This window comes from Methylosinus sp. H3A (assembly GCF_015709455.1).
Classification (GTDB): Bacteria; Pseudomonadota; Alphaproteobacteria; order Rhizobiales; family Beijerinckiaceae; genus Methylosinus.
In genome coordinates this window covers 2,963,155-2,988,292 of the sequence record NZ_JADNQW010000005.1, presented here as the reverse complement: position 1 = coordinate 2,988,292, position 25,138 = coordinate 2,963,155, and the positions used below count along the sequence as shown (strand labels likewise).

At 66.0% G+C, this 25,138-nt stretch carries 21 protein-coding genes and 1 riboswitch; of the genes, 8 read left to right on the top strand and 13 right to left on the bottom strand.

Going from position 1 to position 25,138, the window contains the following annotated elements; translation table 11 throughout:
• Positions 1-2: 2 nt before the first annotated feature.
• Together IY145_RS16875 and IY145_RS16870 are read left to right on the top strand one after the other, a co-directional pair.
• Entirely contained in the window at positions 3-1,640 is a 1,638-nt protein-coding gene (locus IY145_RS16875; protein WP_196409279.1) for a copper resistance D family protein, read from the top strand.
• Positions 1,641-1,747: 107 nt separating this feature from the next.
• Positions 1,748-2,326, top strand: a complete 579-nt coding sequence (locus IY145_RS16870) for a carbonic anhydrase (protein WP_196409278.1) — start codon at positions 1,748-1,750, stop codon at positions 2,324-2,326.
• Between the two features lie 317 nt (positions 2,327-2,643).
• Here the strand turns inward: IY145_RS16870 and IY145_RS16865 are convergent, their stop codons facing one another.
• Positions 2,644-3,507 (bottom strand): cell envelope integrity EipB family protein, encoded by an 864-nt coding sequence (locus IY145_RS16865; RefSeq protein WP_196409277.1) that lies wholly within the window; start codon positions 3,505-3,507, stop codon positions 2,644-2,646.
• A gap of 266 nt (positions 3,508-3,773) precedes the next feature.
• On the opposite strand from IY145_RS16865, the gene IY145_RS16860 reads away from it, so the two are divergent.
• On the top strand, positions 3,774-4,259 hold the full coding sequence (locus tag IY145_RS16860) for a RidA family protein (RefSeq protein WP_196409276.1): 486 nt from the start codon (positions 3,774-3,776) through the stop codon (positions 4,257-4,259).
• Positions 4,260-4,262: 3 nt separating this feature from the next.
• Entirely contained in the window at positions 4,263-5,039 is a 777-nt protein-coding gene (locus IY145_RS16855) for a glycerophosphodiester phosphodiesterase family protein (RefSeq protein WP_196409275.1), read from the top strand.
• A gap of 42 nt (positions 5,040-5,081) precedes the next feature.
• On the opposite strand, the gene IY145_RS16850 is transcribed toward IY145_RS16855, so the two are convergent.
• From IY145_RS16850 to IY145_RS16840, 3 genes are all read right to left on the bottom strand, one after another.
• A complete protein-coding gene (locus IY145_RS16850; RefSeq protein ID WP_196409274.1) occupies positions 5,082-5,603 on the bottom strand; it encodes a DUF1269 domain-containing protein in 522 nt (173 codons plus the stop codon).
• A 70-nt stretch (positions 5,604-5,673) separates the two neighbouring features.
• Positions 5,674-7,527 carry an acyltransferase family protein gene (locus tag IY145_RS16845; protein ID WP_196409273.1) on the bottom strand — a complete coding sequence of 618 codons (1,854 nt, stop codon included), beginning with the start codon at positions 7,525-7,527 and terminating at the stop codon, positions 5,674-5,676.
• 383 nt (positions 7,528-7,910) lie between these two features.
• Positions 7,911-9,455, bottom strand: a complete 1,545-nt coding sequence (locus IY145_RS16840) for an NAD(P)H-hydrate dehydratase (RefSeq protein WP_196409272.1) — start codon at positions 9,453-9,455, stop codon at positions 7,911-7,913.
• A 231-nt stretch (positions 9,456-9,686) separates the two neighbouring features.
• Here IY145_RS16840 and IY145_RS16835 point away from each other — a divergent pair, with 231 nt between their 5' ends.
• Entirely contained in the window at positions 9,687-10,436 is a 750-nt protein-coding gene (locus IY145_RS16835) for a thioesterase II family protein (protein WP_196409271.1), read from the top strand.
• A gap of 47 nt (positions 10,437-10,483) precedes the next feature.
• Here IY145_RS16835 and IY145_RS16830 read toward each other — a convergent pair whose 3' ends face one another.
• Entirely contained in the window at positions 10,484-12,736 is a 2,253-nt protein-coding gene (locus tag IY145_RS16830) for a multicopper oxidase family protein (protein WP_196409270.1), read from the bottom strand.
• Positions 12,737-12,903: 167 nt separating this feature from the next.
• Between IY145_RS16830 and recQ the strand changes: the two genes are divergently transcribed.
• From recQ to IY145_RS16815, 3 genes are all read left to right on the top strand, one after another.
• Positions 12,904-14,715, top strand: coding sequence for a DNA helicase RecQ (recQ, locus tag IY145_RS16825; RefSeq protein WP_196409269.1), 1,812 nt, complete (start codon positions 12,904-12,906; stop codon positions 14,713-14,715).
• A 66-nt stretch (positions 14,716-14,781) separates the two neighbouring features.
• Positions 14,782-14,976 (top strand): hypothetical protein, encoded by a 195-nt coding sequence (locus IY145_RS16820; RefSeq protein ID WP_196409268.1) that lies wholly within the window; start codon positions 14,782-14,784, stop codon positions 14,974-14,976.
• 149 nt (positions 14,977-15,125) lie between these two features.
• Complete coding sequence (locus IY145_RS16815) at positions 15,126-17,285, top strand: TonB-dependent receptor (protein WP_312030603.1); 2,160 nt, start codon at positions 15,126-15,128, stop codon at positions 17,283-17,285.
• A gap of 4 nt (positions 17,286-17,289) precedes the next feature.
• On the opposite strand, the gene cysG is transcribed toward IY145_RS16815, so the two are convergent.
• From cysG to thiC, 8 genes are all read right to left on the bottom strand, one after another.
• On the bottom strand, positions 17,290-18,696 hold the full coding sequence (gene cysG, locus IY145_RS16810) for a siroheme synthase CysG (RefSeq protein WP_196409267.1): 1,407 nt from the start codon (positions 18,694-18,696) through the stop codon (positions 17,290-17,292).
• Between the two features lie 103 nt (positions 18,697-18,799).
• Entirely contained in the window at positions 18,800-19,198 is a 399-nt protein-coding gene (locus IY145_RS16805) for a cytochrome c-554 (RefSeq protein WP_196409266.1), read from the bottom strand.
• 241 nt (positions 19,199-19,439) lie between these two features.
• The gene (locus tag IY145_RS16800) at positions 19,440-20,063 is read right to left on the bottom strand and encodes an alpha-ketoglutarate-dependent dioxygenase AlkB family protein (protein WP_196409265.1); all 624 of its coding nucleotides are present in this window, start codon (positions 20,061-20,063) and stop codon (positions 19,440-19,442) included.
• Between the two features lie 33 nt (positions 20,064-20,096).
• Entirely contained in the window at positions 20,097-20,717 is a 621-nt protein-coding gene (locus tag IY145_RS16795; RefSeq protein ID WP_196409264.1) for a 2,3-bisphosphoglycerate-dependent phosphoglycerate mutase, read from the bottom strand.
• 39 nt (positions 20,718-20,756) lie between these two features.
• The gene (gene dapB / locus IY145_RS16790) at positions 20,757-21,572 is read right to left on the bottom strand and encodes a 4-hydroxy-tetrahydrodipicolinate reductase (protein WP_196409263.1); all 816 of its coding nucleotides are present in this window, start codon (positions 21,570-21,572) and stop codon (positions 20,757-20,759) included.
• Positions 21,573-21,686: 114 nt separating this feature from the next.
• Positions 21,687-22,229 (bottom strand): molybdopterin adenylyltransferase, encoded by a 543-nt coding sequence (mog, locus tag IY145_RS16785; RefSeq protein WP_196409262.1) that lies wholly within the window; start codon positions 22,227-22,229, stop codon positions 21,687-21,689.
• Between the two features lie 417 nt (positions 22,230-22,646).
• On the bottom strand, positions 22,647-22,889 hold the full coding sequence (locus tag IY145_RS16780; RefSeq protein ID WP_196409261.1) for a hypothetical protein: 243 nt from the start codon (positions 22,887-22,889) through the stop codon (positions 22,647-22,649).
• Between the two features lie 206 nt (positions 22,890-23,095).
• Positions 23,096-24,928: a phosphomethylpyrimidine synthase ThiC gene (thiC, locus tag IY145_RS16775; protein WP_196409260.1), complete on the bottom strand. Its 1,833-nt coding sequence runs from the start codon at positions 24,926-24,928 to the stop codon at positions 23,096-23,098.
• 77 nt (positions 24,929-25,005) lie between these two features.
• Positions 25,006-25,106: riboswitch (TPP riboswitch) on the bottom strand.
• Positions 25,107-25,138 lie beyond the last annotated feature (32 nt).

Below are 25,138 nucleotides of genomic sequence, written 5' to 3'. Positions count from 1 at the left end.
CCATGCAACAGTTCATCGAAATCTACGGCTTTCTGAGCGTCATTCTGCGCGGCTCCATTTCGAGCGCGCTGTCGCTCGCGGTCGGCGGCGTCGTATTTCTGCTGCTCGTCGCCCGGCCGCTCGCGCCGCGGCTCGGCGCGGCGGCGCAGACGATCGCCACGCGCACGCGGACCATGGTCTTCTGGAGCGCCATCGCCATCGCCCTGCTCGTCACACTCGACGCCGCGGCGCTCGCGACCATGCTCGTCGGCGCGCTGGAGCTCTCCTTCGCCGATGCGCTGACCGCCGATGCGGTGAAGGCGGATGCGCTCGCTGCGGCGCCGGCCCTGGCGCTCGCTCTCGCCATTCGCGGCCCCGACCTCCGCCCCCTGCCCCTCGCCGTCTTCGCGGCGGCGCTCGTCTGCGCGCGGCTCGGCGCGACCCATGCGGTGAGTCGTCTCGACAATCCGCCCGGCCTCGTCGCCGCGGAGCTGGCCCATCTCACCGGCGTCGCTCTCTGGATCGGCGGCATCCCCTATTTTCTCATGGCGCTCGCCCGTGCGCCGGACGGCGAGACGCAACGCGCGATCGGCCTGCGCTTTTCGCATCTCTGCATGGCGGCGGTGGCGATGATCGCCGCCGGCGGCGTGGCGATGTCGCTCGTCTATATCGGCGCCATCGAGAATTTCTACGGCGTCTCCTATGGCGTGATGGTGGGCGCGAAGACGATCCTCTTCGCTGGCCTGTTGTCGCTCGGCGCGCTCAATTTCTTCGCTGTTCGCCGCAAACCGGCCGATTCGCACGGCTTTGCGCGGCTGCGCCGCTTCGCGGAAGTCGAGATCGGCGTCGGATGGACGGTCGTCTTCGCCGCCGCCTCGCTGTCCTCGCTGCCGCCGGCGGTCGATCTCGCGCGTGATCGGGTGAGCGTCGCCGAGATCGTCGAGCGGCTGACGCCGCACTGGCCGCCGCGCCTCGAGAGCCCAGACCACGCCGCGCTCTCCACTTCGCTGCCGCCGATCCAGACCGCGCGCGCCGATGACGCGCCGCCGTCGGACGCCGTCACCGCTTCCATAATCGCGCAGCGCAACGCGCAGGACATCGCCTGGTCGGAATATAATCACCATATCGCCGGTCTGTTCGTCGCGGCGATGGGCCTGCTGGCGCTGCTCGAGCATTGGCCCCGCCTCGCCCCCTTCGCGCGCCATTGGCCGATGCTGATGCTGGGCCTCGCGGGCTTCCTGTTCCTGCGCGCGGACGAGGCGGTCTGGCCGCTCGGCCAGCTCGGACTCATCGAAAGCCTACGCGATCCGGAGATCGCGCAGCACCGCATCTTCCTCGCGCTCATCATCGGCTTCGGCATTTTCGAATGGCGCGTGCGGACGCAGCGCGTGAAGACGCAATGGGCGCCGCTCGCCTTCCCCTTCATCACCGGCGTCGGCGGCGCGCTGCTGCTCGCCCATTCGCACGGCCTCGCCAATATAAGGGAAGAGTTTCTGATCGAGATCACCCATACGCCTCTGGCGCTGGTCGGCCTGCTCGCCTCCTCGGCCCGCTGGCTGGAGATTCGCCTTCCCGGCCGCGGCGCGCGCATCGCCGGAATCGTCTGGCCGATCGCCTTCACTTTGGCGGGGCTGATGCTGCTCGCCTATCGGGAAGCGTGATTCTCCTCATGCAGGCTTTTCATGGCCTCATGAAAATTCTGCATTTCCAACCCGGAAAGCCCGCGCCCTAGAAATTCCGTACGGCGAAAAGCCAATGGGAGAAACAAATGACGATTCTCGCGGAAGTGTTGTCGGCAAACGACAAATATGTCGCGGATTTCGGAGACAAGGCGCAGCTCGCTCTGCCGCCGGCGCGGCGTTTCGCGATACTGACCTGCATGGACGCGCGGCTCGACCCCGCCAAATACGCCGGCCTCTCGGAAGGCGACGCGCATGTGATCCGCAATGCGGGCGGGCGCGCCTCCGACGACGCCATTCGCTCGCTGATCATCTCGCACAAGCTGCTCGGCACGCTCGAATGGTTCGTGATCCACCATTCCGATTGCGGCATGGAGCTGTTCTGCGACGAGGTGATGGCGGACCTATTGGACGACAGCCTGGCGACCGCCGCCTTCGACGGGACGGCCTGGTCCAATCCGCAGCATGGCGGCGGCTGCACGGCGGGCCATTTCGTGAAATGGCTCACCATCGAGTCGCAGGAGGAGAGCGTCTATCAGGACGTGAAACGCATCCGCGAGCATCCGCTGGCGCCGAAAAACATTCCGATCTACGGCTTCATCTATGATGTGAAGAGCGGGAAGCTGATCGAGGTTCCCAAGGCGACCGAGGCCGGACGCGCCGCCTGACCAGTCAGCCGCTTCGCGCCGCCTCGCCGCTTCCTTCTCCCCGCCGGCGCCGCTGGCGGGCTATCGGATTCACACATAGCGAACCCAGCGGCCGTCATGGCCGGGCTTGTCCCGGCCATCCACGCCAAGCAGCTATGAAATTTAAGGAAATCGACGGATTTCGGCTTGCGTCGGGCAGGTTCCTGGCAGGGCCCGATAGGGTCGCCGGAACTTCGGCATCTCGCCGACCATCCGAGACACCGCGGCGGGTTGGCGTGGATGGCCGGGACGAGCCCGGCCATGACGTCGTGGGGGAGAGGCGAAGAAAGAAAACCTCGTCACATCTTGCAGTTGGCGGCGCTCGGCAGCAGCGAGAGCTCGGTCATCTCGCCGATGAGCGCGAAATCGCCATAGTCGAGCTTCAGTGCCCGCGAGATGCCGTTCTCATAGAGATCGAAGGACAGCACATAGACCGGCTGCTCGTCGCGCTTGCCGGGCTCGAAATAGGAGATCGACACCGGCCAGCGCTTGAGGCCAGCGAGCTCCTTGATCTGCGCGGCCTTTTCGGTCACGGTGCCATTGGTGGGCTTGCCGATCACGCTCAATGTGTCGAAGACTTTCTCGCCGTCGCCGGAGCCGTCGAAAACCTTGGCCTCGAGAATGCGCTCGTCGCCGAGCGCCGCGCCGAGAATGTGGCGCAAATGCTCGGTCGGGAACAGCGCGCCGCCGTCCAGCGAGACCGTCGACTGCTTGGGCCGGGCGAGATCGACCGAGAGCGCGGCTCCAGTCTTCTTCTTGGCCTTGCCGTCTATGTCCTCGGCCTGGACATTGTCGAGCTTGGTCTCGATGCGGAAGCGGAAATCCTTGCCGTCGCCGGCCTCGAAGGTCGCGGAGCGCATGTCGGAGAGGCGCGGCGGGCCCTCCGAGGGCTGAAGCTCGGTGATCTGGCGGAAATTCTGCACCCAGCCCTCGCAGGAGGAGCCGGTGAAATCGAAGGCGATGCGGCCGCGCGCTGCGGTCGGGGCCTTGCTGCCGGAGGCCTGCGCCAGCGTCAGATCATAGACGGCGCGATGCGGCGCGAGCGACGGCTGAGCGGCGACGGCCGCCACGGTCGCGGTCGCGTCGGCCTGCGCCGCGTGCGACGCGAGCGCGAGGAAGGAGGCGCAGGCGAGAGTCGCGCCGATCATTCGTTGTAGAGCCATGTGGGGTCTTTCTCCCTCTGTCGAGCTCGAGTTGGTTACGATCCGGCGTCTCCCGGCGCTTCGCGTCGACGTTCGACCGGGGCCGGAGGGGGCCTCTCTTCGCTCCGGCTGTCGTAGCTGCGCGCTGCGCTCGCTCGACCACTCTATCTCGGACGAACAAGATGTCGAGGCGAAGTCTCACGGGACGCATTGCCTCCCGACCTTGGCCAAATTACGGTCGGAGACAAAGGTGCAAGATTCATTAAAGATTCGGAAAGGAACGAACGATGACCGACACGGCGCAGACCCCGCTGGCCCGGCTCGAGGCCTTAGGGCTGACCCTCCCCACCCCGGCGGCGCCCGTCGCCAATTACGTCCCCTGGACGCGCTCCGGCAATTTCGTCTTCGTCTCTGGACAATTGCCCGTCGGGCCCGGCGGCGCGATCGATCCCGCGCATAAGGGCAAGCTCGGCGCGGGCGTCGCACTCGAAGCCGGCCAGGCCGCCGCGCGCGTCGCCGCGCTCAATCTTCTGGCTCAGGCGGCCGCGGCGGCGGGCGGCGATCTCGCCAAGCTGCGCGCGCTGCGGCTCGGCGGCTTCATCAACAGCGCCGGCGATTTCGGCCAGCTCCCGCAAGTGTTGAACGGCGCCTCCGATCTCGTCGCCACAGTGCTCGGCGAGAATGGCCGCCATGCGCGCTTCGCCGTCGGCGTCGCTCAGCTTCCGCTCGACGCGGCCGTGGAAGTGGATGGAACCTTCGAAATATTGGAGTAGGCGATGACGCGCGGCGGCGGCGCTTCCTATCACTGGCTCACAGAACATAAAATCGCGCATAGAGGCCTGCACGATTTCTCCAAGGGCATAGTCGAAAATTCGCTGTCGGCGGCGCGTGCGGCCGCCTGCGCGGGCTATGCGATCGAATGCGACGTGCAGGCGAGCGCCGATGGCGAAGTCGTCGTCTTCCATGACGAGACTTTAGAGCGCCTGACCGATGGAGCCGGGCGTCTCGACGCGCTGAGCCATTTCGAGATCGCGCGCCTCACGCTGCGCGGAACGCGCGAGGGCCTGCCGACATTGCGCGACTTTCTCGCGACGATCGGCGGACATGTTCCGTTGTTCATCGAGATCAAGAGCCGTTTCGACGGCGATCTCGCCCTCGCCCGCAATGTCGCGGAGATCGTCGCGCATTATCACGGCCTCGCGGCGATCGAGAGCTTCGATCCAGCGCCGATCGCCGAATTGCGCACGCATTTCGACGCTTTCGGAATCGTGGGCGTGCCGCTCGGGATCGTCGCGCAGGCCTCCTATGAAGGGGCGGATTGGAGCTTCCTTACCGCCGCGCAACGGGAGGAGCTGACGCAATTCTCGCATGTCGAGCGCACGCGGCCGGATTTTCTCTCCTGGAACGTCGCCGATCTGCCGCATGAGATTCCGCGCCGCTGCCGCGAGGAGCGCGGCGTTCCGGTCACCACATGGACGGTGCGCGACGCGGAACAGGCGAAGGCGGCGCTCGCCTTCGCCGATCAGATCGTCTTCGAGGGATTTACGCCGTAGCGCCTCCTCCCCCGCTATCGCGGGAGAGGGCGCTTCGTCGTCTCACGGAGTCGACGGCGCGGTCACCGCCGGCGTGGCGACATGCGCCGCGAGCGCATCGCGCAGCGCCTGCTCCTTGCTGTGATCCAGCGAGGTCTTGAGCACGACGCCGCCAGTGCCCTTCACCGCATCGAGCAGCTTGTCGGCCGTCAGCTTGCGGATCAGCACGAAGAGAGCGGCGTTGCCGGGCTGAAGCGTCTCCGAGAGCTGCTTCATGAACGCGTCATTGATGCCATAGTCGGTAAGAGCGCCACTGAGCGCGCCCGCGCCTGCGCCGATCGCCGCGCCGAGCAGCGGATTGAGGAAGATGAGCCCGATCAGCGCTCCCCAGAAGGTGCCGCTCACGGCGCCGGCCGCAGTGGTGTTGAGGAGCTGGTTCAGCTTCACGTGGCCGCTCGGCTCCTTCACCGCTATGACCGCGTCGCTGATCTCGATCACATATTCCTTCTGCAGATCGAATAGCTTTTGTCTTATTTCCTCGGCCTTGGCCTCGGTCGGATAGACGATGACAACGAGATCGGACATGCGAACTCTCCCTTTGCGTTTGGCGCGCATCATTATCAAAGCGCATGAACATGTCGCTAAGACGAACTCGTCAATGCGAGTGGACGCGCTCCTGCTCGAAGACACGAAGACGCGACGCGAGCGCCGACCGAAGCATGTGCTGAAGGCGTTGGCGAACGCGAGCAGCGCCCGTGTCGGAAAGATGATCTGGGTCATGATAGTTCGAACGTCCATCCACGCCGATGAACCGGATCGCTCCGTTCGCATCGAGGAACAGATCCGCCACTTCGAGAACGCTGACGCTTTCGCTCTCCAGCTCCTTCAAGATCGCCGTCGCGCGACTGCGCTCGCGCTCATGTTCGGGCTCCGGAAAGAACGGAGGACGCGCGCCAGCGAGAATCGCCGCGCGCGTCGCATCGCGCATCGGTTTCGGAGGCTGCGCGAGCACGATGACGCGCGCATGCGAGGAAAGGTGGACGAAGGCGAGACGAAGCGCGTCTTTGTGGCTTTCCCCGAGCTTGGAGGACCACGCCTGCGCGAGCAGGATCACATCCGGCTCATTGCGGCTCAAAAACTCGCAGACCTGCGGCCAGAGCGTATTGCGCTCACCGGGAAGCTCGTTGCCGTCCGGGACGCTGAGGAGATTGAGGCGAAAATCGAGTTCTCGAGCGAGCGAGGAGAGCTCGTAGCCATACATCGCCCCTTGGCTGTCGCCGATCACCACGACATGCGCCGCGCCCTCTGGATGGATCATGACGCCGCCTCTCGCGACCGAGCGCGCATCGGCGCCGAGGTAGTGACTGTCGCGGATCGCGTAACCGAGCGCGCCGAGGATTGCGGCGCAGATCAGATATCCGCCGAGTGCGGCGCGTGGCGGAAGCGCATTGAGGCGCAAGCGCAGCGGATGCTCCAGCAGGCGATAAGTGAGAAGAGTCGCAACAACTGTCAGGACGATCTTGAGCGCCCGTCCGAAGCTCGGGTCTTCGAGATAAAAGCGATAGTCGACGAAGGAGAAGATCGGCCAATGCCAAAGATAGAGCGAATAGGAGCGCCGACCGACGAAAACCATGGCCGGATGCGCGAGAATGCTCCGCGCCGCGCCTGAGCCGCCGCCGACGAGTCCCGCGATGATCGCCACTGACGCAATGACCGGCGCCGCCGCGATCCAGCCTGGAAACTGCTCGCGCCCGACGAGCACGAGCGAAAACGCGAGCAGGACCATGCCGAATGTGAGGCAGGCGGAGGCGCGCCGCTCGCGCAAGCCGCCGAAGGCGCCGATCGCGAGCAACGAGCCGGCGAGCAGCTCCCATGCCCGCGTCGGCAGAAGATAGAACGCCGCAGAAGGCGCAATGGCGGTGGCCGCGACGCACAGGACGAAGCTCGCCGCGCAGCAAGCGAAAAGTGTGCGCGCGCGTCGCTGGCCTTTCCCCGCGATGGCCAACAGCAGCGGAAGAAGCGCGTAAAACTGCTCCTCTACCGCTAGCGACCAGAAATGCAGGAGCGGCTGTGCGTCGGACGACGTCACAAAGTAGTCGCCCTGCATGAGAAGCTTCAGATTGACGACGACGAGCACCGCGGCGAGGCTATTTGCGCCGAGCGAGGCGAAATCCTGCGCCGAATAGACGAAGGCGCCGACGAGAATGCTGCCTGCGACGACGAAAAGCGCGGCTGGCGCGATTCGTGCGACGCGACGCCGATAGAAGTCTAGAATGCGGAATCGCCCTTCGTCCATCTCGCCGACGAGAAGCGTCGTGATCAGAAATCCCGATATGACGAAGAACACGTCGACGCCCACGAAGCCGCCTTCGAGAAGACGATGGTCGAGATGAAACAGGAGAACGGAGACGACCGCGATCGTTCGCAGCCCGTCGATCTCGGGCCAATGCCGCGTCGCCGGCACCGAGGCGTCTGCCGAAGCGCTCCGCTCGGCAATGGCGTGGCTCATCGCGCGACTCCGCAAATCGCTTCGCCGAAATGCCGCCATCGTCGACGACCTCGGTCATACGGCTCCGCGGCTTTCACAAAGAGCCGAGCCGCATTGCCGCAACCGTCAGATGAAAAGAGGCGCGCGACGATTGTCGGCGCGAGGAGAAATGGGAGGGTCGAACGCGGTATGTCTACGTCAGCTTGGCCCGTCCGATATTCATGTCCGCCGAATGTCCTGCGCATCCGGCGTCCTCGCCATGTCGGCAATGAAAGCATCGAAATATCCGAAATGAAATCGTTCGGATCATGATCGAGGCGCGCCGCGGCGGCGTCAATTCGGCGCAATCCCTTACGGCGCCTTCCAAGAGTCGATGCGTCAGGAGCGGATGAAGCGGGCAAGAATCAGATCGCAACGAGCCGACGCCACGCCGCCGGCAAACGGTCGATGATGTCGTCGGCGATGAGGCCCGGGCCGAAGTCATCCGCTGCCGCGGCGTGCATCCAGACCGCGCAGGAGGCGGCTGCGAAGGGCTCCATACCTTGCGCCAGCAGTCCGGCGACAATTCCCGTGAGAACGTCGCCGGAGCCGGCCGTGGCGAGCCAGGGCGAGGCCGCCGGCGTGATGGAGGCCCGCCCGTCCGGCGCGGCGACGACCGTGTCCGGCCCTTTGAGCACGACGACCGCGCCTATGTCGCGCGCGGCGTCACGCGTGCGCTCGAGTTTGGAGATGGGCGCGCCGCTGATCGTCTTCTCCCAGCGCTGGCCGTGAAAGAGCCGCGCGAATTCGCCGCCATGCGGCGTCAGCGTCACGGGTCCGGGCGCCGTGCGAATCGCTTCGCGCAGGCGGTCCGGCGCGAGCGCGAAGCTCGTCAACGCATCGGCGTCGAGCACCACGGCGCGGCGCTCGGCGGATGGGGCGAGCGCGGTCTCGACCAGAGCGCAGCTCGCCTCGCCGACGCCGAGGCCAGGCCCCAGAGCGACGACATTCTTGCGCTTGTCCTCGAGAAGGGCGGATAGACCGGCGGGTCCGTCGGCGACTCGCAGCATCACCGAGGTCAGCGCCGGCGCATTGACCGCGAAGGCCTCCTGCGGCGTCGCCAGAGTGACGAGCCCGGCGCCGCCGCGCAGCGCCGCCAGCGCGGAGAGCCGCGCCGCCCCCGTATGCGCGGCGCCGCCGGAGACGACCACCGCATGGCCGCGCGCATATTTATGGCCCTCGACGCTCGGCAGGCGCAGAGCGTCGCGCCAGGCGGCCGGCTCGTTGACGAAAGTCTGCGGCTGGATTTTCTCCAGCACATTCGACCTGATGCCGATATGGGCGCAGGAGATGGTTCCGCAGCGCAGCCGACCCGGCAGCAGCAGATGACCGCATTTGAGGCGGAAGAAGGTGACCGTCGAATCGGCCTGCACCGCGACGCCGCGAATGGCGCCGCTCGTGCCATCGACGCCGGAGGGAATGTCGATGGCGATGATCTTCTGCTTCGTCTCCTCGCGCCAGGCGTTGAGGCGCCGAATCAGATCGGCCGCGGGGCCGTCTAGATCGCGCGCGAGGCCGGTGCCGAACAGCGCGTCTATGACGAGGTCGACGCCCTGAAAATCGCAGGTGACCGCATCCTCGACGCGGCCGTCCCAGCTCGCCGCCGCCTCACGCGCGTCGCCGCGCAGAGTGTCGGGCGGCGCGAGGGCGGCGACGCGCACTTTGAAGCGCTGGCTGCGCAATATGCGCGCGGCGACATAGCCGTCGCCGCCATTATTGCCCGGACCGCAGAGCACCAGCACCCGCCGCCCGGCCGTTTTCACCAGAAAGGCGGTGGCCGCGGCGGCGATGGCGGCGGCGGCCTTCTCCATCAGCGCCATGCCGGCGACGCCGCTCTCTATGGTGAGGCGATCGGCGCGGGCCATTTGCGCGGTGGTCAGAAGTTCGGGCGGATAGGGTCCGAGCGGCATGGCGCGATGGTGGCCGAAGGCGCATCGCTCCGCAACGCCTTTTCCGCGCGGCGCCGGTCTCCGGCCGAGGCCCGCGCTTTTTTGACGCGTTCGGCCCCGCCGAAACGTCTTCTTCGGCATGGCTTTCGTTCTCTCGGCGCGGCGCCGTCGTGGCGCGCGCCCGAATCATCCCGGGGGCGCGAGCCCGGCGCGCCCCTCCGTCAGAGGCGAGACGACAGGACCAGATCGCCCATGTTCTGCGACTCCAAACCTTTGACGCTTTTCTGCTTCCCCTGCGCCGGAGCCAGCGCCACGACCTATATCCGCTGGCGCAAGCGTCTGCCCGATTGGATAAACGTCGAGCCGGTCGAGCTTCCCGGACGCGGCTCGCGAATCACGGAGCGGCTGATCGATGATTACGAGACGCTGGTCGATCGTCTGAGCGACGAGCTCTCGGGCGCGCTTCCTGCGAATTACGCCTTCTTCGGACACAGCATGGGGGCGCTGCTCGCCTATGGCTGCGCGCATCGTTTGCGCGACCGCCGCGAGCGGAGCGCGAGAGCGCTCCTTCTCGCCTGCTGCGCGGCGCCGACCCGACGCAACGAAGAAAGGCTCGCGCGACTGCAAACCGACGACGCCCTGCTCGAAGAGCTGAAAAAAATGAACGGCACGCCCGTGGATGTGTTCGAGCATCCGGAGCTGCTGCGGATGACGCTCGATCTACTCGGTGCCGATGTCCGAATTTGCGCGAGCTTTCGACCATTCGACCGCGCGCCGCTCGATGTCGGCCTGCATGTTTTCGGCGGCCTCGACGACGAGATCGAGGAGGAGCGGCTCGCGGCCTGGTCGATCGAGACCTCCGCCGCCGCCACGCTGGAAATGTTCGACGGCGGCCATTTCTTCATCAGAGATCGAGAGAGCGACTTTCTCGCGAAACTGCGAAATCTGCTGCGCGGCTTCGCGCCTTTCGCCGAACGCGAGAGCCGACGCGCTTTCAGCTGACCGCAACATCCTCGCGCGACGCCCGAACGGCGTCGCGCGAGGCTTTGTCACGGCGCGCCCTGCGGCTGCACGTCGAAGTGCAGCATCATTCCCATGTCCTCATGCTCCACGAGATGGCAATGATAGGGATAGACGCCGGTATAGCCGCGCGGGAAATGCACCAAGAGCTCGACGAGCTCATTGGATTGGATGCGGACCGTATCGTGGCGCACGACGCCGTCGAAATCGAGCCGCCGCTCTATGCGCCCGAAAACCGATTTTTCGGATGCGTCCTTGCGCAGGCGGAACCGCCGCAGCACGACGAAATTCACGAGATGCATATGGAAGGGATGCATATCGGGCGTCCCGCCGGCGAGATTGGCCTGGTCATTGCCGATATTGGCCACATACCAGCGCTCATAGCTGCCCTCGCGCGGGCGGATGATGGCGCGGCCCGCCGCCGGATTGTGCCGATAGAGATGGGCGTAGCGATAGATGGGCGGATAGCCGGCGGGATCGACATTGTCGGTCGCGAGAGGCCATAGCGGATCGGCGTGGCGAGCGGCATAGGGCGGATTGGGGTCCGCCGGCTCGAAGAAATACGCGCGCGAGACCTGATAGGCGACGCCCGCCGCAGGCTGGCCCTCCTCCCATGGCGTCGCGAGCTTGGCGTCGAAGGGAAGGACAAAGGCGCTCGCATCGCCGGCGGGCGCTGTCGAGGGCCGCAGCTCCCACATTTGCGTGTCGCGCCAAGGGCCGCCGGTGATCGCGTTGACCGGCTCGACATCGGCCTTGCCGGCGGTGTCGTTCATCAGCAGCACGAAACGATTGCGCGCGATTGGCGCGTCCGCATTGGCGCGCGTGAGCGCCGGCTTGCTGGCGTCCCAACGGAAACTCTCGTCATCGGCGTAGCGCAGCAGGATCTTGTCGAGCGTCGCGCGGTCGAGCGGAGGATGCGCGGCCGCATGCGCCGCCCCATGCGCCGTCGCCGGCGCGCCGGGAGCCGCCGCGCCATGGCTGTGCGAGGCCGCGACGATGCGGAACTCCATCACATTGGCGAGCGGCAGATCGGCGTGCGGACCGTCGCTCTGTATCGTGAAGGAGATCGCCTTCAGCGCCTCGACGCTTCCCGGCGCGAAGACGGAATCCGCATCGTTCTGGAAAATCGGCTCCTGCTCCGGCTGCGCGGAATCATAACCGGCGATCGACAGATTGACGAGATGCAGAGAGCCGAGGACGTCATGGTCGATCGCGGTGAGATCGACCAGCACATCGAGTCGCTCGCCCGGCGCGAGCAGCAGATAGTCATTCTCCTCGAGCGCCTCGCCGCGGCTGAAGAGGCCGCCGTCATTGCCGATCGCGGTGAGAAGATCGCCATACCAGATTTTGCCGCCGATCTTGCCGTCCGGATCGGCGAGCGTCAGCGCATAGCTGCGGGCGTTGGAGCCGTTGAGAATGCGCAGGCGATAGATCTTCGGATTGACATGAGCATGCGGCCAGGGGCGGCCATTGACGAAAATCGTGTCGCCCAGAAACTCCGGACGAATGAAGACGCGCTTGCCCGTCGCAGCGTCCGTCTCGATCGGCACGCCTTTGCTGTAGCTCACCCCGGCGCCGTCGGCGTTCAGGCAGCGGTCTTGGATGACGAGCGGCAATTCCTGCGTCTCGTCGCCGATGAGATGGAAGAGCTCGGCGTCGGAATTGTCGCGCACGAAATAAAGGCCCGCGAGCCCGGCATGCACCTGCACCGCCGTATTGTCCATGCCATGGTCGTGGAACCACAGCATCGCCGCGCGCTGGTCATTGGGAAAGCAATAGGAGCGATAGGCCGGCATTCCGTAAGGATTGCCCTCGAAGCTCGCCGGACTCAGCGGCCAGCCGTCCGAATCGGGCCGCGCCTTGGCGCCGTGCAGATGAGTGACGACGCCGACCGGATAATTCATCGATTTATACTGGTCTATGTCTTCCGCGAGGTCCATGGGCGGCGGGTCGATCGGCGGCATGGCGAGCGAACGCGCGTCGCCGGGCTTTTCCGCCGGCATGGAGCCGATTCGGTTGATCCAGACGATCTCGAGCGGGCGGCCGCGCGTGACATTGACGACGGGCCCGAGATAATTCTCGAGGCTGACGGCCCGCTCCTGCGGCGAGCCCTGACGAATATAGCACCAGGCGTTGGGGGCGGCCGGCGCGGCGACGGCGTCGGTATATTTGACGCTGCGCGCTTCGATGGAGACGGCGATCTTCCCCCAGCCCCCGGTCTGGCCGGCGCCGATCACGTCGAGGGCGGCGAGCGGCAGGTGATTGTCGAATTTGATCAGCATGAAACAAAATCCTCGAGACGAAACGAAAAACATCGCGAAACCGCGACGGCGAGGATAATCGCCCCTGTTTAGGCGAACAATGTGGCGGCTCGTCTTCTCTCCCGCCGAAGATCGGACGAGCGAGCATCGCCCTCGCGCCTCGGCCGCCGCCGTGCTACCCCCTCCCCATGTCGTCCCTTCCGCCGCAGGCGCGCGCGCTGCTCAAATCCGTGTTCGGCTATGAGGATTTCCGGCCCGGCCAGGCCGAGATCATCGCCGCCGTGCTGGCCGGCGAGCCCGTCCTCGCCATCATGCCCACGGGCAGCGGCAAATCCATGTGCTATCAGCTGCCCGCCCTCGTCGACGGCAAGCTCACCGTGGTCGTCTCGCCGCTCATCGCCCTGATGCGCGATCAGGTGCGGCAGATGCGCGCCCTCGGCGTGCCCGCCGCGACGCTCAACTCCATGAACGACGCCGCCGAGAATGACGAAGCGCGCCGCGCCATGCGCTCGGGCGAATTGCGGCTTCTGTTCGTCTCGCCGGAGCGGCTCGTCATGCCCGGCCTCATCGCCGAGCTCTCCCGCGCCGGCGCGACGCGACTCGCGATCGACGAAGCCCATTGCGTCTCCGAATGGGGCCATGATTTCCGCCCGGAATATCGCGAGCTCGGCGCGACGGCGAAGGCGCTCGGCGCGCAGGTCGTCGGACTCACCGCCACAGCCGACAGAGCGACGCGCGCCGACATCGCCCAGCGCCTGTTCGCGACCGGCCCGCATGTCTTCCTGCATAGTTTCGACCGGCCAAATCTCGCGCTCAATTTCGCGGCCAAGGACAGCCCGCGCCGGCAACTGCTGCGCTTCCTGGAAAAACATCGCGGCGAGAGCGGCATCGTCTATTGCTCCTCGCGCGATGCGACGGAAAAGCTCGCCGCCTTCTTCGCCGAGCAGGGCCATGAGACGATTTGCTATCACGCCGGGCTCGAGCAGGCGAAGCGCAACCGCAATCAGGATCGCTTCCTGCAGGAGGATGGGATCATCGCGGTCGCGACGATCGCCTTCGGCATGGGCGTCAACAAGCCGGATGTGCGCTTCGTCGCCCATGCCGACATGCCGTCGAGCGTCGAATCCTATTATCAGGAGATCGGCCGCGCCGGCCGCGACGGACTGCCGGCCGACACGCTGACCCTCTACGGCCTCGACGATATGGCCTTCCGCCGCCGGCAGATCGATCAGAAAGAAGTGCCCGAGGAGCGCAAGCGCATCGAGCACGATCGCTTCTCCGCACTCGCCATGCTGTGTGAGACGCCCTCCTGCCGGCGCCAGACGCTGCTCGCCTATTTCGACGAAGAGAGCCCGCCCTGCGGACGCTGCGACATTTGTCTCGGACAGGTCAAAATCTACGACGGCACCGTGGACGCGCAAAAGGCGCTGTCGGCCGCCATGCGGACCGGCCAGCGCTTCGGCGCCAATTATCTCGCCGATATTCTCACCGGCGAGGCCAGCGAGGCGGTGCGCCGCAATCATCACGACAGTCTCAAGACTTTCGGCGTCGGCAAGGATCACTCCAAGCAGGAATGGGGCGCGATCATCCGCCAGCTGTTCGCGGCGCGCGCGCTCGCGCTCGCTTCGGCCGAGCATGGCGGCTTTCGGCTGACGCCGAAGGGCGAGGATATTCTCTTCGGCCGCGCGCAGATCGCGCTGCGGGGCGACAGCCTCGCCGCGAAATCGGCGCGGACCAAACGCGGCGAGCCGGCCCGCGCGCAAGGGCTCGACGAGCAGGAGGAGCGCGTGCTGGCGGCGCTGAAGCGCAAGCGGCTGGAGCTCGCGCGCGCGCAGGGCGTGGCCGCTTATGTGATCTTCTCCGATCGCACGCTCATCGACATGGCGTCTCGCCGCCCGGCGACGCTCGACGAAATGCGCTCCGTGCATGGCGTGGGCGATCACAAGCTCACGCATTATGGCGAGGCTTTCCTCGAGGCGCTGTCGGACGCGCTGCGCTGACGGCGCGACAACTCGGTCTCCCGCGCGAGGAAACGACGAGCGAAAAGCGGCGGCGACGTCCGGCCGATGCAGGCCCGCGCTCATGATTCCGCTCTGCATAAGGCGAGCCTGTTCGGCCCGCCCTACTCCATCTTCGTCCGCGCGCGCGGCCTCGCCATCGCCATGCCCTCCGGCTCCGGCGTCTATATCTGGTGGAAGAAGCGCGCCGCGCGCGAGGCGCATTCGGCAAAGAAGAGCCTCACCGCCAAGATCGACGCATGAGCCACGGAGAAATGTCTCATGAAAGGTTCATGACAGACAAGAAATTCGCTGCGAATATTCTCCTCGCTCGATTGCAACGGCGTCGAACCGCATAATACAATACGCTAAAGCCGGCCCCAGTTCGGCGGGGGATTTCTTGTGAGGTTCGCGTGAGCTTTCGTCCGGACGCGCTCAGCGCAGTTCTGTTGTCATCGCGCGTCGCGGGAAAAGGTTCGAGGAAAATCCATTTTGCGCAGACGCCTCTCGAAGAGTCGTCGCGCATTTTTTCCGCGCCTCCGCTCGGCCGGCGCCTCCGCGACGCCGCCGTCGTCTCGCTGGTGGCCTTCGCGGGCCCCGCATTCGCCGAGGAGAGCGACGAGCGACCGACGATCGAACGCGCGCAATCGAGCGAGAAAAAGCGAGACGACGGCTCCGCGCCGCAGGCGAAGACGCTCGGCAAGGACGTGTCCGGCGTCTTCGTCAATGCGTCGGTCTCCGACTCCGGCTATTCGCCGAGCTTCGTGATGCGCGGCTTTCCCGGCGGCCTCACTCTGTTCGACGGCGCCGCGCATGGCTTCACCGCGCAAGACGTCAATCTCTCGACCGTCGACCATGTGGAGTTCTACAAAGGCCCGAGCGCCATGCTGTTCGGCAAGGCGCTCGGCGGCTATGGCGGCTCGGCCAACTACATACGCAAGGCTCCACTCGCGGAGCGCTTCGCGCGCGGAACGGCGACGATCGGCGCATTCGACGTCTATCGCACGACATTCGACGTCAACACGCCGCTGAACGACGCGCAGACGCTGCTGTTCCGCATGACGGGCTTCGCGCAGAGCGTCGGCAGCTTCGTGGACTATGTGCGCTCCCGCGCCGTTCTGCTCGCGCCGGCGGCGACGCTCGTCCTCGACAATGGCGACAGGGCGACGCTGCGCGCCGAATATCGCACGGGGCGTTTCGTCTATCGCGACGGCGTTCCCGCCTCGCCGATATTTCTGCATACGCCGCGCGAGTTCTATGCGGGCGCTCCGGTCAATGAGCATGAGCGGCCGCAATCTGCGGATTTCACCTTCACCTATGAGCACGCCTTCGACGCCGACTGGTCGCTCGCCACGGTCGTCGACTATTCGCTGAGCGGCAGCACCTATGGCTGGTTCCTCGGCTGGGGCTATGACGGCCTGCATTCGGTCACGCTCGGCCGCCCTGCGCAATCGCATTTCGCGCAGCGAAATTTCGATGCGCAATTGCGATTGAACGGCCGTTTCATGACGGGCGATGTCGCGCACACCGTCTTTCTCGGCCTCGAGCATTGGGACTATTTCTACGGCCATGACGAATTATTCGCGCGCGATCCGCTGCCGAAGATCGACATAGGCGCGCCGATCTATCCGCTCGGCGTCGACTATTCCGGCGCGCAATGGGCCAATGGCGCGGCGCGCGCCTGGAGCCACTCGGTCTACACGCAGGATCTCATCGACCTCTCGCCGCAATGGCGCATTCTCCTCGGCGGCCGCTATGATCTGCTGGCGCAGCGCGAGACGGTCTTCGATCCCTTCGGCGCTCTCTCTGGAACATCCTCCTCCACGCTCGGCAAGGGAACGAGAGGCTATTTCAGCCCACGCGCCGGCCTGTTGTTTCGCCCCGACGAGCAGACGCATTTCTTCGCCGCCTTCGGGCGCTCGCTCATTCCAAATATTTCGGTGCGGGTGAGAGGGGGCGACGCGCCGCCCCCGCAGCAGGACACCCAATATGAGATCGGCTTCGAGCAGCGCTTTCCGGAATATAAGGCGCGTTTCGAAATCGGCCTGTTCGATGTGACGCGCGACCATGTCGCCATCACCGATCCCGCCGATCCCGGCGGATTTTACGCCCTCGTCACCGGCCGCCAGCACAGCCATGGCGTCGAATTCAATCTTTCCGGCGAAATTCTTCCCGGCCTGCAGGCGAGCGGCGCCGCCACTTTTCTGCACGCCGTAGTCGCCAAGGACTCCAATGTCCCGACGCAGGCGGGCAGCGATCTCCTGGGCGCGCCGCGCCGCGTGTTCAGCGTCAGCCTCGACTACAAGCCGGAATGGGACGTGCTGCGCGGATTGGAGCTCGGCGCGAGCTATTATTATGCGAGCGCGGCGGAGGCGACCTTGCCCAACGCCTATGGCTTCACCCTCGCCCCGCAGCAAATGCTCGGCGCCTCGCTCGGCTATCGCTTCGACGAACATTGGAAGCTCGATGTGAGCGCCAGCAATCTCACCGATCGGCCGAATTTCACATCCAGCGGCGCGCTCTTTCGCGGCGAGCCGCGGTCGATCTCGGCGACATTGTCGTTCAAATATTGAAGGGTCAGCCGCCGAGCGTCGCGCCGATCAGCACGAGGCAAGGCCCTTCGAGCGTCTCCTGCGCCACGCGCTCCGGCAGATCACGAATCGTGCCGGCGATGATGCGCTGCTGCGGCGTGCTCGCGCGCTCGACGAGAAAGGCCGGCGTCGAAGGGTCCATGCCTTCGGCCAGCAGACGCTTCGACAGCGCCGGCAGCGTGCGATTGCCCATATAGACCGCCGTCGTCGCGCGGCGGTCGGCGAGCGCGCGCCAATCGATGTCCTCGGGGAATTTGCCGTCGCTCGTATGCGCGGTGACGAATTGCACGCGGCGCGCCGTGTCGCGATTGGTGAGCGAGATTTCGAGCGCCGCCGCAGCGGCGAGCGCCGCCGTCACCCCCGGCACGATCTCCGCCTCGAGGCCCGCGGCGCGAATGGCGCGTATCTCCTCATTGGCGCGGCCGAAGATCATCGGATCGCCGCCCTTGAGGCGCACGACATTCTTGCCCTCCTTGGCGAGCTTCACCAAGAGGGCTGTGATCTCCTCCTGCTTCACCGAAGGCGCATAGCCGCGCTTGCCGACATTGATGCGCGTCGCCTCGCGTCGCGCGAGATCGAGCACCGCGGCCGGCACCAGATCGTCGAAGAGAACGACATCGGCGCCGACGAGCGCGCGCAGTCCTTTGAGCGTCAGCAGCTCCGGATCGCCCGGCCCTGCCCCGACCAGCGTCACGCGGCCGCGCGCGGAGGCTTCATCGGCGCGGCGCGTCTCCTCGAGCAGCGCGTCGAGATCTTCGTCCTGCGGCGCATGTTCGACACGCGCGAAAGCCTCGCGTGTAAAACGCCGCCAAAAGTCGCGGCGTGCGAAAAAATCGAGACCCGAGGCCATAACGCGCGGACGAAAGGCGCGCGCCGCTTTGGTCCAGGCGGAGAAGCTCGACGGTATGAGCGTCTCGACGCGCGCGCGCACCGCCTGGGCGAAAGCCGGCGCGGCGCCGCTGGTGGAGACGCCTATGACGAGCGGCGAGCGGTTGACGATGGCGCCCATGAGAAAATCGCTGAGCGCCGGCCGGTCGGTGAGATTGACGGGAACGCCATGCGCCTTGGCGGCGTCGCGAAACGCCTGCGCCTCCACGTCGTCCTCGATGACGGCGAGCGCCATCGCCGCGCCGGCGAGATCGTCCTTGCGCCAGCCGCGCTCGACGAGCGTGAGGCGCGGCCTTGCTCCGGCGAGCTCCTTCAGACGTTGCGACGGGGCCGCGGTAAAGACATCGACCTTCGCGCCCGCCGCGGCGGCGAGGTCGGCCTTCCAGGCCGCGCCATCCGAGCCGCCGGCGACGACGACGCGCCGCCCTTCGAGCGCGTAGAACACCGGCAGCGTCGCGAGCTCCTGCATCAGCTCGGCTGGGACTTCGTCTGGCTTGCGCGTCACTCGGCTCTCTCTTCGCCCCGTCACGAGGGCATTTAGCTCCGATCCGGCAAAAGAAAAAGCGGCCCGAAGGGGCCGCTTTCGCCAACCGAACGGAATGCTCGGATTACTTCTTCTTGCCGTCCGCGCCGAACTGGCTGAGATAGGCCCAGACGTCGTCCTGCTCTTGCTCCTTGGCGAGGCCGGGGAACACCATTTTGGTGCCGGCGACCTTGGCCTTCGGATTCTTGACGAATTCCTTGAAGACGGCCTCGTCCCAGGTGATGCCGGCGCCCTTGAGAGCGTCGGAATAGGTGTAGCCCTCGACCGCGGCGGCCTTGCGGCCGTTGATGCCGTTCAGCTCCGGAGCGACCGCGTTCTTGGCGGTCTCGCCGACCTGATGGCAGGCCTTGCACTTGTTGAAGACCTTCTCGCCCGCCGCGGGATCGCCGGCGGCGATCGCCTGGCCGGCCATGGCGGCGAAAACGACGCCCGCAGCGAGCGCCAGTCTGGTCACAGATTTCATCCTCGTTCCTTTCCTCGAAGCGTCGTCCCCTGGGAACCGACTGTCTTAATTTGCCGGCCCTGGCGTGACGCCTGCGCCGATCGTTCATCCCGCGGCCGGGAAACTATATCGGAGCGCTATTGGTGACAATATGCTCCCCTTGCTGAACGGGGCCTGAAATCTCGTCGAGCAGCCGTTCAGAATCTTCGCGAGAAGCAGAGGTTTTTAGCAAAAGCCCGTCCCTGCTTCGTCGAAACCCCGCTCAGGTAACGCGGCGCAGCGTCAGATTGATGCGTCCGCCCGCAGCAAAAAGCGGCGAAGCGAGCTGCGGCGCGAGCTCCGGTAACAGCCGATCGACGCCATGGAAGCGCAATCGCGCCGGCCCGCCGAGCGTCAGCACATCGCCGGACGATAGCGCGAAGACCTGCGACGAATCGGAACGTTTGGCCCCGCCGAGACGGAATCGGCAATCCGCGCCGAGGGAAACGGAGAGAATCGGCGCGGTGAAATCGGCCTCGTCGCGATCCTGATGCAGCCCCATGCGCGCCTCCGGCGCATAGAAATTGACGAGGCAGGCCTGCGGCGGATGCGGATAATCCGCGAGCGCCTCCCACGCCTCGAGCAGCATTTGCGGGAGGGGCGGCCAGGGCTCGCCCGTTTCCGGATGGCGCTCCTCGTAACGATAGCCGCGCGTCTGGTCGCTGACCCAGCCGAGCGGGCCGCAATTGGTCATACGCACAGAGAAAGGCTGCCCGCTGCGCGGCATGGTCGGGGTGAACAGGGGCGCGCGGACGATCGTCCGCTCCAGCTCGCGCAACAGGGCGAGCTGCGCGGCCGCGTCGAAATAGCCGCGATAGAGGCGAACGCCTGGTTCGATCTCCAACATTGTCGCTCCGTCCTGCGGGGAGCGGCCCCATCGTCAGCGGTCGAGCACTTCCTTGGTCGCGACGGTCGAATCGGAATTGAGCCGATAGACGATCGGCACGCCGGTGGAGATCTCGAGCGAGGACACCGTTTCGGGCGTCAGCCGATCGAGCACCATGGCCAGCGCCCGCAGCGAATTGCCATGGGCGGCGACCAGCACGCGCTCCCCGCGCATGGCGCGCGGCAGAATCTCCTGGCAATAGAAGGGCAGCACGCGCGCCACCGTGTCCTTGAGGCTCTCGCCGCCGGGCGGCGCGACGTCATAGGAGCGCCGCCACAGCCGCACCTGCTCCTCGCCCCATTGCTGGCGCGCCTCGTCCTTGTTGAGGCCGGAGAGGTCGCCGTAATGCCGCTCATTGAGCGAGCGGCTGCGGATGACCGGCACGTCCCTCTGCCCGAGCTCATGAAAGGCGAGATCGAGCGTGTGCTGCGCGCGCAGCAGCAGCGAGGTGAAGCCGATGTTGAAGCGAAGGTCGATGCGCTTCAGCTCGCGTCCGGCGCGCCGCGCCTCCTCGACGCCCTTGGGGGTCAGATCGGGGTTCTTCCAGCCCGTGAACAGGTTCTTGGCGTTCCACTCGCTTTCGCCATGGCGGAGGAGGACGAGAATACGGTCCATGCGGGCTATGTCCCTCGAATCGAATGATACCGTGCGCGCTCAGGCGCCGGCGAGGCCGAGCACATCGGCCATAGAATAGAGGCCGGGCGACCGGCCTCGCGCCCAAATAGCGGCGGCGATGGCGCCCCGCGCGAAAATGCCGCGATCCTCGGCCCGATGCGCGAGCTCGATACGCTCCCCCGCCCCGGCGAAAATCACCGAATGCTCGCCGACCACCGTGCCGCCGCGCAGCGAGGCGAAGCCTATGTCGCCCTCCCGGCGCGGGCCGGTGAGCCCGTCGCGGGCGCGCGCGCTGTGCTCGGCGAGCGCAATCTCTCGCCCCCTCGCCGCCGCCTCGCCCAGAAGCAGCGCCGTGCCGGAGGGCGCGTCGACCTTCATGCGATGATGCATCTCGACGATCTCTATGTCCCAGGCCGCGCCCAGCGCCTTTGCGGCGCGCTCGACCAGCACGGCGAGAAGATTGACGCCGAGGCTCATATTGCCCGAGCGCACGATCGCGACGCGCTCGGCGGCCGCGGCGAGCGCGGCGAGATCCGACTCCGAGAAGCCGGTCGTGCCGATGACATGAGCGACGCCCGCCGCCGCGGCGAGCCCCGCGAGCGCCACAGTCGTCGCGGGAGTGGAGAAATCGATGATCACATCTGCCTCGCCGAGCGCGGCCGAGGCATCGGCGGTGAGGCGCACGCCATTGGCGGGACGCCCGACCAGCAGGCCGGCGTCCTGACCGAGGAAGGGCGAATGCGGCGAACCCACGGCGCCGGTCAGAACGGCCCCTTGCGTCTCACTCGCGGAGGCGATCAGCATCCGGCCCATACGGCCGGCGGCGCCGACGACGACCAGCCGCACATCGCTCATCACTTCGCCCCCACGGAGAATTGTACGCGCGGGCATCTCCGAAAGGCCCGGCGGCCAGTCTATACAGCCCCGATGCGCGAAAGAGAAGGGGTGACGCCCTGCCCGATCGGGCAGCTATTTGCCCTTCGGGCGGAAGGCGGCGACTCGCGCCGGATCGGTCTCTATATAGGCCGCGCCGATGAGATCGAGACAATAGGGCACGGCCGGCATCACCGCGTCGAGGCACAGCTCGATGGCGGCCGGCTTTCCGGGCAGGTTGATGACGAGGCATTTGCCGCGATGCGCCGCCAATTGCCGCGACAATATCGCCGTCGGCGTCTGCGCCAGCGACACTTTGCGCATCAGCTCGCCGAAGCCGGGCAATTCGCGCGGCGCAGCGGCGAGCGTCGCCTCCGGCGTCAGATCGCGCGGTGACGGCCCTGTCCCGCCCGTGGTGACGACGAGATCGCAGCCGATATTGTCGGCGAGATCGATGAGCGTGTCGCGCACACTCTCGAAGCCATCTGGAATGAGGCGCCGCTCGATGCGGAACGGAGAGGTCAGCACCTTCTCGAAATAGGCGGCGATGGCGGGCCCGCTGATGTCCTCATAGACGCCGGCGCTGGCGCGGTCGGAGGCGGTGACGACGCCGATAACGGCTTGCTGCTTCTCGGTCATGCCCCGCACAATAGCGGGTCCGAGGCGCGAGACAACCGAAAGCTCCGTCCATTTCGACGGCGCGCAAATCAGGTCTCATCGTGTGAAAAACGCCTGCATCGAAGGCGGCCCGACCGCTCCCGATCTCGCCGAGGTCCGTCGGCTGTCGCGCGGCGCCGAGATTCGATTGTCGATCGCAATCGTCACGCGCGCCGTCGGCGCATCATGCAGGATCGCTACGATCGCAGATCGCTGGCCACTATGGACCCATCACGCTCGGGAACGAGCGCGCTCGCGCCGTGATTGCGGTCAAGACTGTATGAAATTCGAACGCTGTCGGCGTAAAGCCCTGCTGGGCGCGCGAATCGTCGCGCGCCCGGCGGCGTCACGATCCTCGAAGCGGGTTGCTCCCGCCGGGCTCGCGTCGATCGGGAATGATTATTCCTTCACCGAAGCCGGCTCGCAGCCGCACTTCTGATAGCAGGCGCCCTTGGCCTCCTTGGCCTTCTCGATGGACTCGGGAGTCGACGAGAAGCGATTCTTGACGGAGACGTATTCGAAGAAGCACTTGTCGACGCAGACGCCCTGCTTGTCTTCATCCTTGATGTCGCAACCGGCGAATACCGGGCCGACCATGCCGAGCGACAGAGCAGCGGCCGTCACAATGGCGCGAAAGTTCATTTGCCGTTTCCCTCTTTTGGACGTGGGAGCATTTGTCCCTTATTTTGTTACAGGGCGCATCGTCCCGCGGGCAAATAGGCTGTTTTCGCTGCGCCTGTCAATGTAATTGACATTTTGGTGTCGCAACCAAAACGCTTCGGAGAAAGCCCTGCTGCGCTGCAAAAGGAGCTTTTCCCGATCCGTCCGGCAAAAGGTCGCGCGCGCCGTCACTCGCCGACGTAGATCTGCGCGCCCTTCTCCAAGAACTCCGCGCTCTTTTCCGCAAAGCCCTTGTCGCGCTCGGCGATGGCCGCCGCCTCCTCACGCAGATCGCGGGTGATCTGCATGGAGCAGAATTTCGGCCCGCACATGGAGCAGAAATGCGCGACCTTATGCGCCTCCTTGGGCAGCGTCTCGTCGTGATAACGGCGCGCCGTATCCGGATCGAGCCCGATGTCGAATTGATCCTCCCAGCGGAAATCGAAACGCGCTCTGCTCATCGCGTCGTCACGCTCTTGCGCGGCGGGATGGCCCTTGGCGAGATCGGCGGCATGCGCTGCGATGCGATAGGTGATGACTCCGGTCTTCACATCCTCGCGATCCGGCAGGCCGAGATGCTCCTTGGGCGTCACATAGCAGAGCATCGCCGTGCCGAACCAACCGATCATCGCGGCGCCGATGCCGGAGGTGATGTGGTCGTAGCCCGGCGCAATGTCGGTGACGAGCGGTCCGAGCGTGTAGAAAGGCGCCTCGCCGCACTCGCGCAGCTGCTTCTCCATATTTACTTTGATCTTGTGCATCGGCACATGGCCGGGCCCTTCGATCATCACCTGACAGCCCTTGTCCCAGGCGATCTTCGTCAATTCGCCCAAGGTCTCGAGCTCGGCGAATTGCGCGGCGTCATTGGCGTCGGCGATCGAGCCGGGCCGCAATCCGTCGCCGAGCGAGAAGGACACGTCGTAGCGCCGCATGATGTCGCAAATCTCGTCGAAGCGCTCGTAGAGAAAGCTCTCGGCGTGACGCGAGAGGCACCAGCGCGCCATGATCGAGCCGCCGCGCGAGACGATGCCGGTCATGCGATTGGCGGTGAGCGGGACATGGGCGAGGCGCACGCCCGCATGAATGGTGAAATAATCGACGCCCTGCTCCGCCTGCTCGATCAGCGTGTCCTTGAACACCTCCCAATCGAGCTTGGTCGCCTCGCCGCCGACTTTCTCCAGCGCCTGATAGATCGGCACAGTGCCGATCGGGACAGGCGCATTGCGGATGATCCAGTCGCGAATATTGTGGATGTTGCGGCCGGTGGAGAGGTCCATCACCGTATCGGCGCCCCAGCGAATCGCCCACACCATTTTTTCCACCTCCTCGGCGACCGAGGAGGTAATGGCCGAATTGCCGATATTGGCGTTGACCTTCACCAGGAAATTGCGGCCGATGATCATCGGCTCGGCCTCCGGGTGATTGACGTTGGCGGGGATGATGGCGCGCCCGCGCGCGACCTCCTCGCGCACGAATTCCGGCGTCACGAAGGCGGGTATTTCGGCGCCGAACCCCTCGCCCGCCTCGATGCGCTCGGCGGCCTGCGCGAAGGCGCGCTCGCGGCAGAGATTCTCGCGATGCGCGACATAGATCATCTCTTCCGTGATCACGCCGGCGCGCGCGAATTCGAACTGCGTCACCGGCGCGGCGCCGCTGGCGCGGCGGATGGCGCGCGGGGCGGGACAAGGCGGAACCAGCCGGTCCTCGCCGACGAAGCCATTGTCCTCGGGCTTCACGACGCGGCCGTCATAGCTCTCGAGGCCGGCGCGGCCGTCGAGCCAGCGGCGCGCCGCCGGCAGGCCGGCCGACAGGTCCGGGAGGAAGTCCGCGCAGCTATAGGGACCGGACGGATCATAGACGCGCAGCGGCGCTTCGCCGGCGGAAGGGTGAAGCGCGATCTCGCGCGCGGGGACGCGAATATCCTCCCGCCCGCGCGGGGAGGAATAAAGCTTGCGCGACGCGCCGATCGGGCCAGTGGTCACGCTCTGGGGAGTCGTCGGGCGTTTGTCCTGCACGTTCATCGTCGCGCTCCCTTGTCTCGAGGATGGATGGGCGGCGGGCGATGAAGTCTGGCGACGCCGGTCCGAAAGATCGGACGACGCGTCCAGCTGGCCTTCCCTCGCGCCGGCATTACCCGGATCAGGTTCGATGGGTGCTTCTCAGCCGCTCCTCACCGGAGAGGCGCCCCTCGCCAAGAGGCCGATGTTATCCGCGGCCTCGGATCGCGGCAA

Excerpts from the sequence above, each read along its gene's own strand:
- recQ (WP_196409269.1), top strand. The coding sequence starts at position 12,904 with ATGTCGTCCCTTCCGCCGCAGGCGCGCGCGCTGCTCAAATCCGTGTTC.
- thiC (WP_196409260.1), bottom strand. The coding sequence starts at position 24,928 with ATGAACGTGCAGGACAAACGCCCGACGACTCCCCAGAGCGTGACCACT.
- IY145_RS16780 (WP_196409261.1), bottom strand. The coding sequence starts at position 22,889 with ATGAACTTTCGCGCCATTGTGACGGCCGCTGCTCTGTCGCTCGGCATG.
- IY145_RS16795 (WP_196409264.1), bottom strand. The coding sequence starts at position 20,717 with ATGGACCGTATTCTCGTCCTCCTCCGCCATGGCGAAAGCGAGTGGAAC.
- IY145_RS16875 (WP_196409279.1), top strand. The coding sequence starts at position 3 with ATGCAACAGTTCATCGAAATCTACGGCTTTCTGAGCGTCATTCTGCGC.
- IY145_RS16805 (WP_196409266.1), bottom strand. The coding sequence starts at position 19,198 with ATGAAATCTGTGACCAGACTGGCGCTCGCTGCGGGCGTCGTTTTCGCC.
- IY145_RS16855 (WP_196409275.1), top strand. The coding sequence starts at position 4,263 with ATGACGCGCGGCGGCGGCGCTTCCTATCACTGGCTCACAGAACATAAA.
- IY145_RS16835 (WP_196409271.1), top strand. The coding sequence starts at position 9,687 with ATGTTCTGCGACTCCAAACCTTTGACGCTTTTCTGCTTCCCCTGCGCC.
- IY145_RS16870 (WP_196409278.1), top strand. The coding sequence starts at position 1,748 with ATGACGATTCTCGCGGAAGTGTTGTCGGCAAACGACAAATATGTCGCG.
- IY145_RS16800 (WP_196409265.1), bottom strand. The coding sequence starts at position 20,063 with ATGTTGGAGATCGAACCAGGCGTTCGCCTCTATCGCGGCTATTTCGAC.
- IY145_RS16820 (WP_196409268.1), top strand. The coding sequence starts at position 14,782 with ATGCAGGCCCGCGCTCATGATTCCGCTCTGCATAAGGCGAGCCTGTTC.
- IY145_RS16850 (WP_196409274.1), bottom strand. The coding sequence starts at position 5,603 with ATGTCCGATCTCGTTGTCATCGTCTATCCGACCGAGGCCAAGGCCGAG.
- IY145_RS16830 (WP_196409270.1), bottom strand. The coding sequence starts at position 12,736 with ATGCTGATCAAATTCGACAATCACCTGCCGCTCGCCGCCCTCGACGTG.
- dapB (WP_196409263.1), bottom strand. The coding sequence starts at position 21,572 with ATGAGCGATGTGCGGCTGGTCGTCGTCGGCGCCGCCGGCCGTATGGGC.
- mog (WP_196409262.1), bottom strand. The coding sequence starts at position 22,229 with ATGACCGAGAAGCAGCAAGCCGTTATCGGCGTCGTCACCGCCTCCGAC.
- IY145_RS16860 (WP_196409276.1), top strand. The coding sequence starts at position 3,774 with ATGACCGACACGGCGCAGACCCCGCTGGCCCGGCTCGAGGCCTTAGGG.
- IY145_RS16845 (WP_196409273.1), bottom strand. The coding sequence starts at position 7,527 with ATGAGCCACGCCATTGCCGAGCGGAGCGCTTCGGCAGACGCCTCGGTG.
- IY145_RS16865 (WP_196409277.1), bottom strand. The coding sequence starts at position 3,507 with ATGGCTCTACAACGAATGATCGGCGCGACTCTCGCCTGCGCCTCCTTC.
- IY145_RS16840 (WP_196409272.1), bottom strand. The coding sequence starts at position 9,455 with ATGCCGCTCGGACCCTATCCGCCCGAACTTCTGACCACCGCGCAAATG.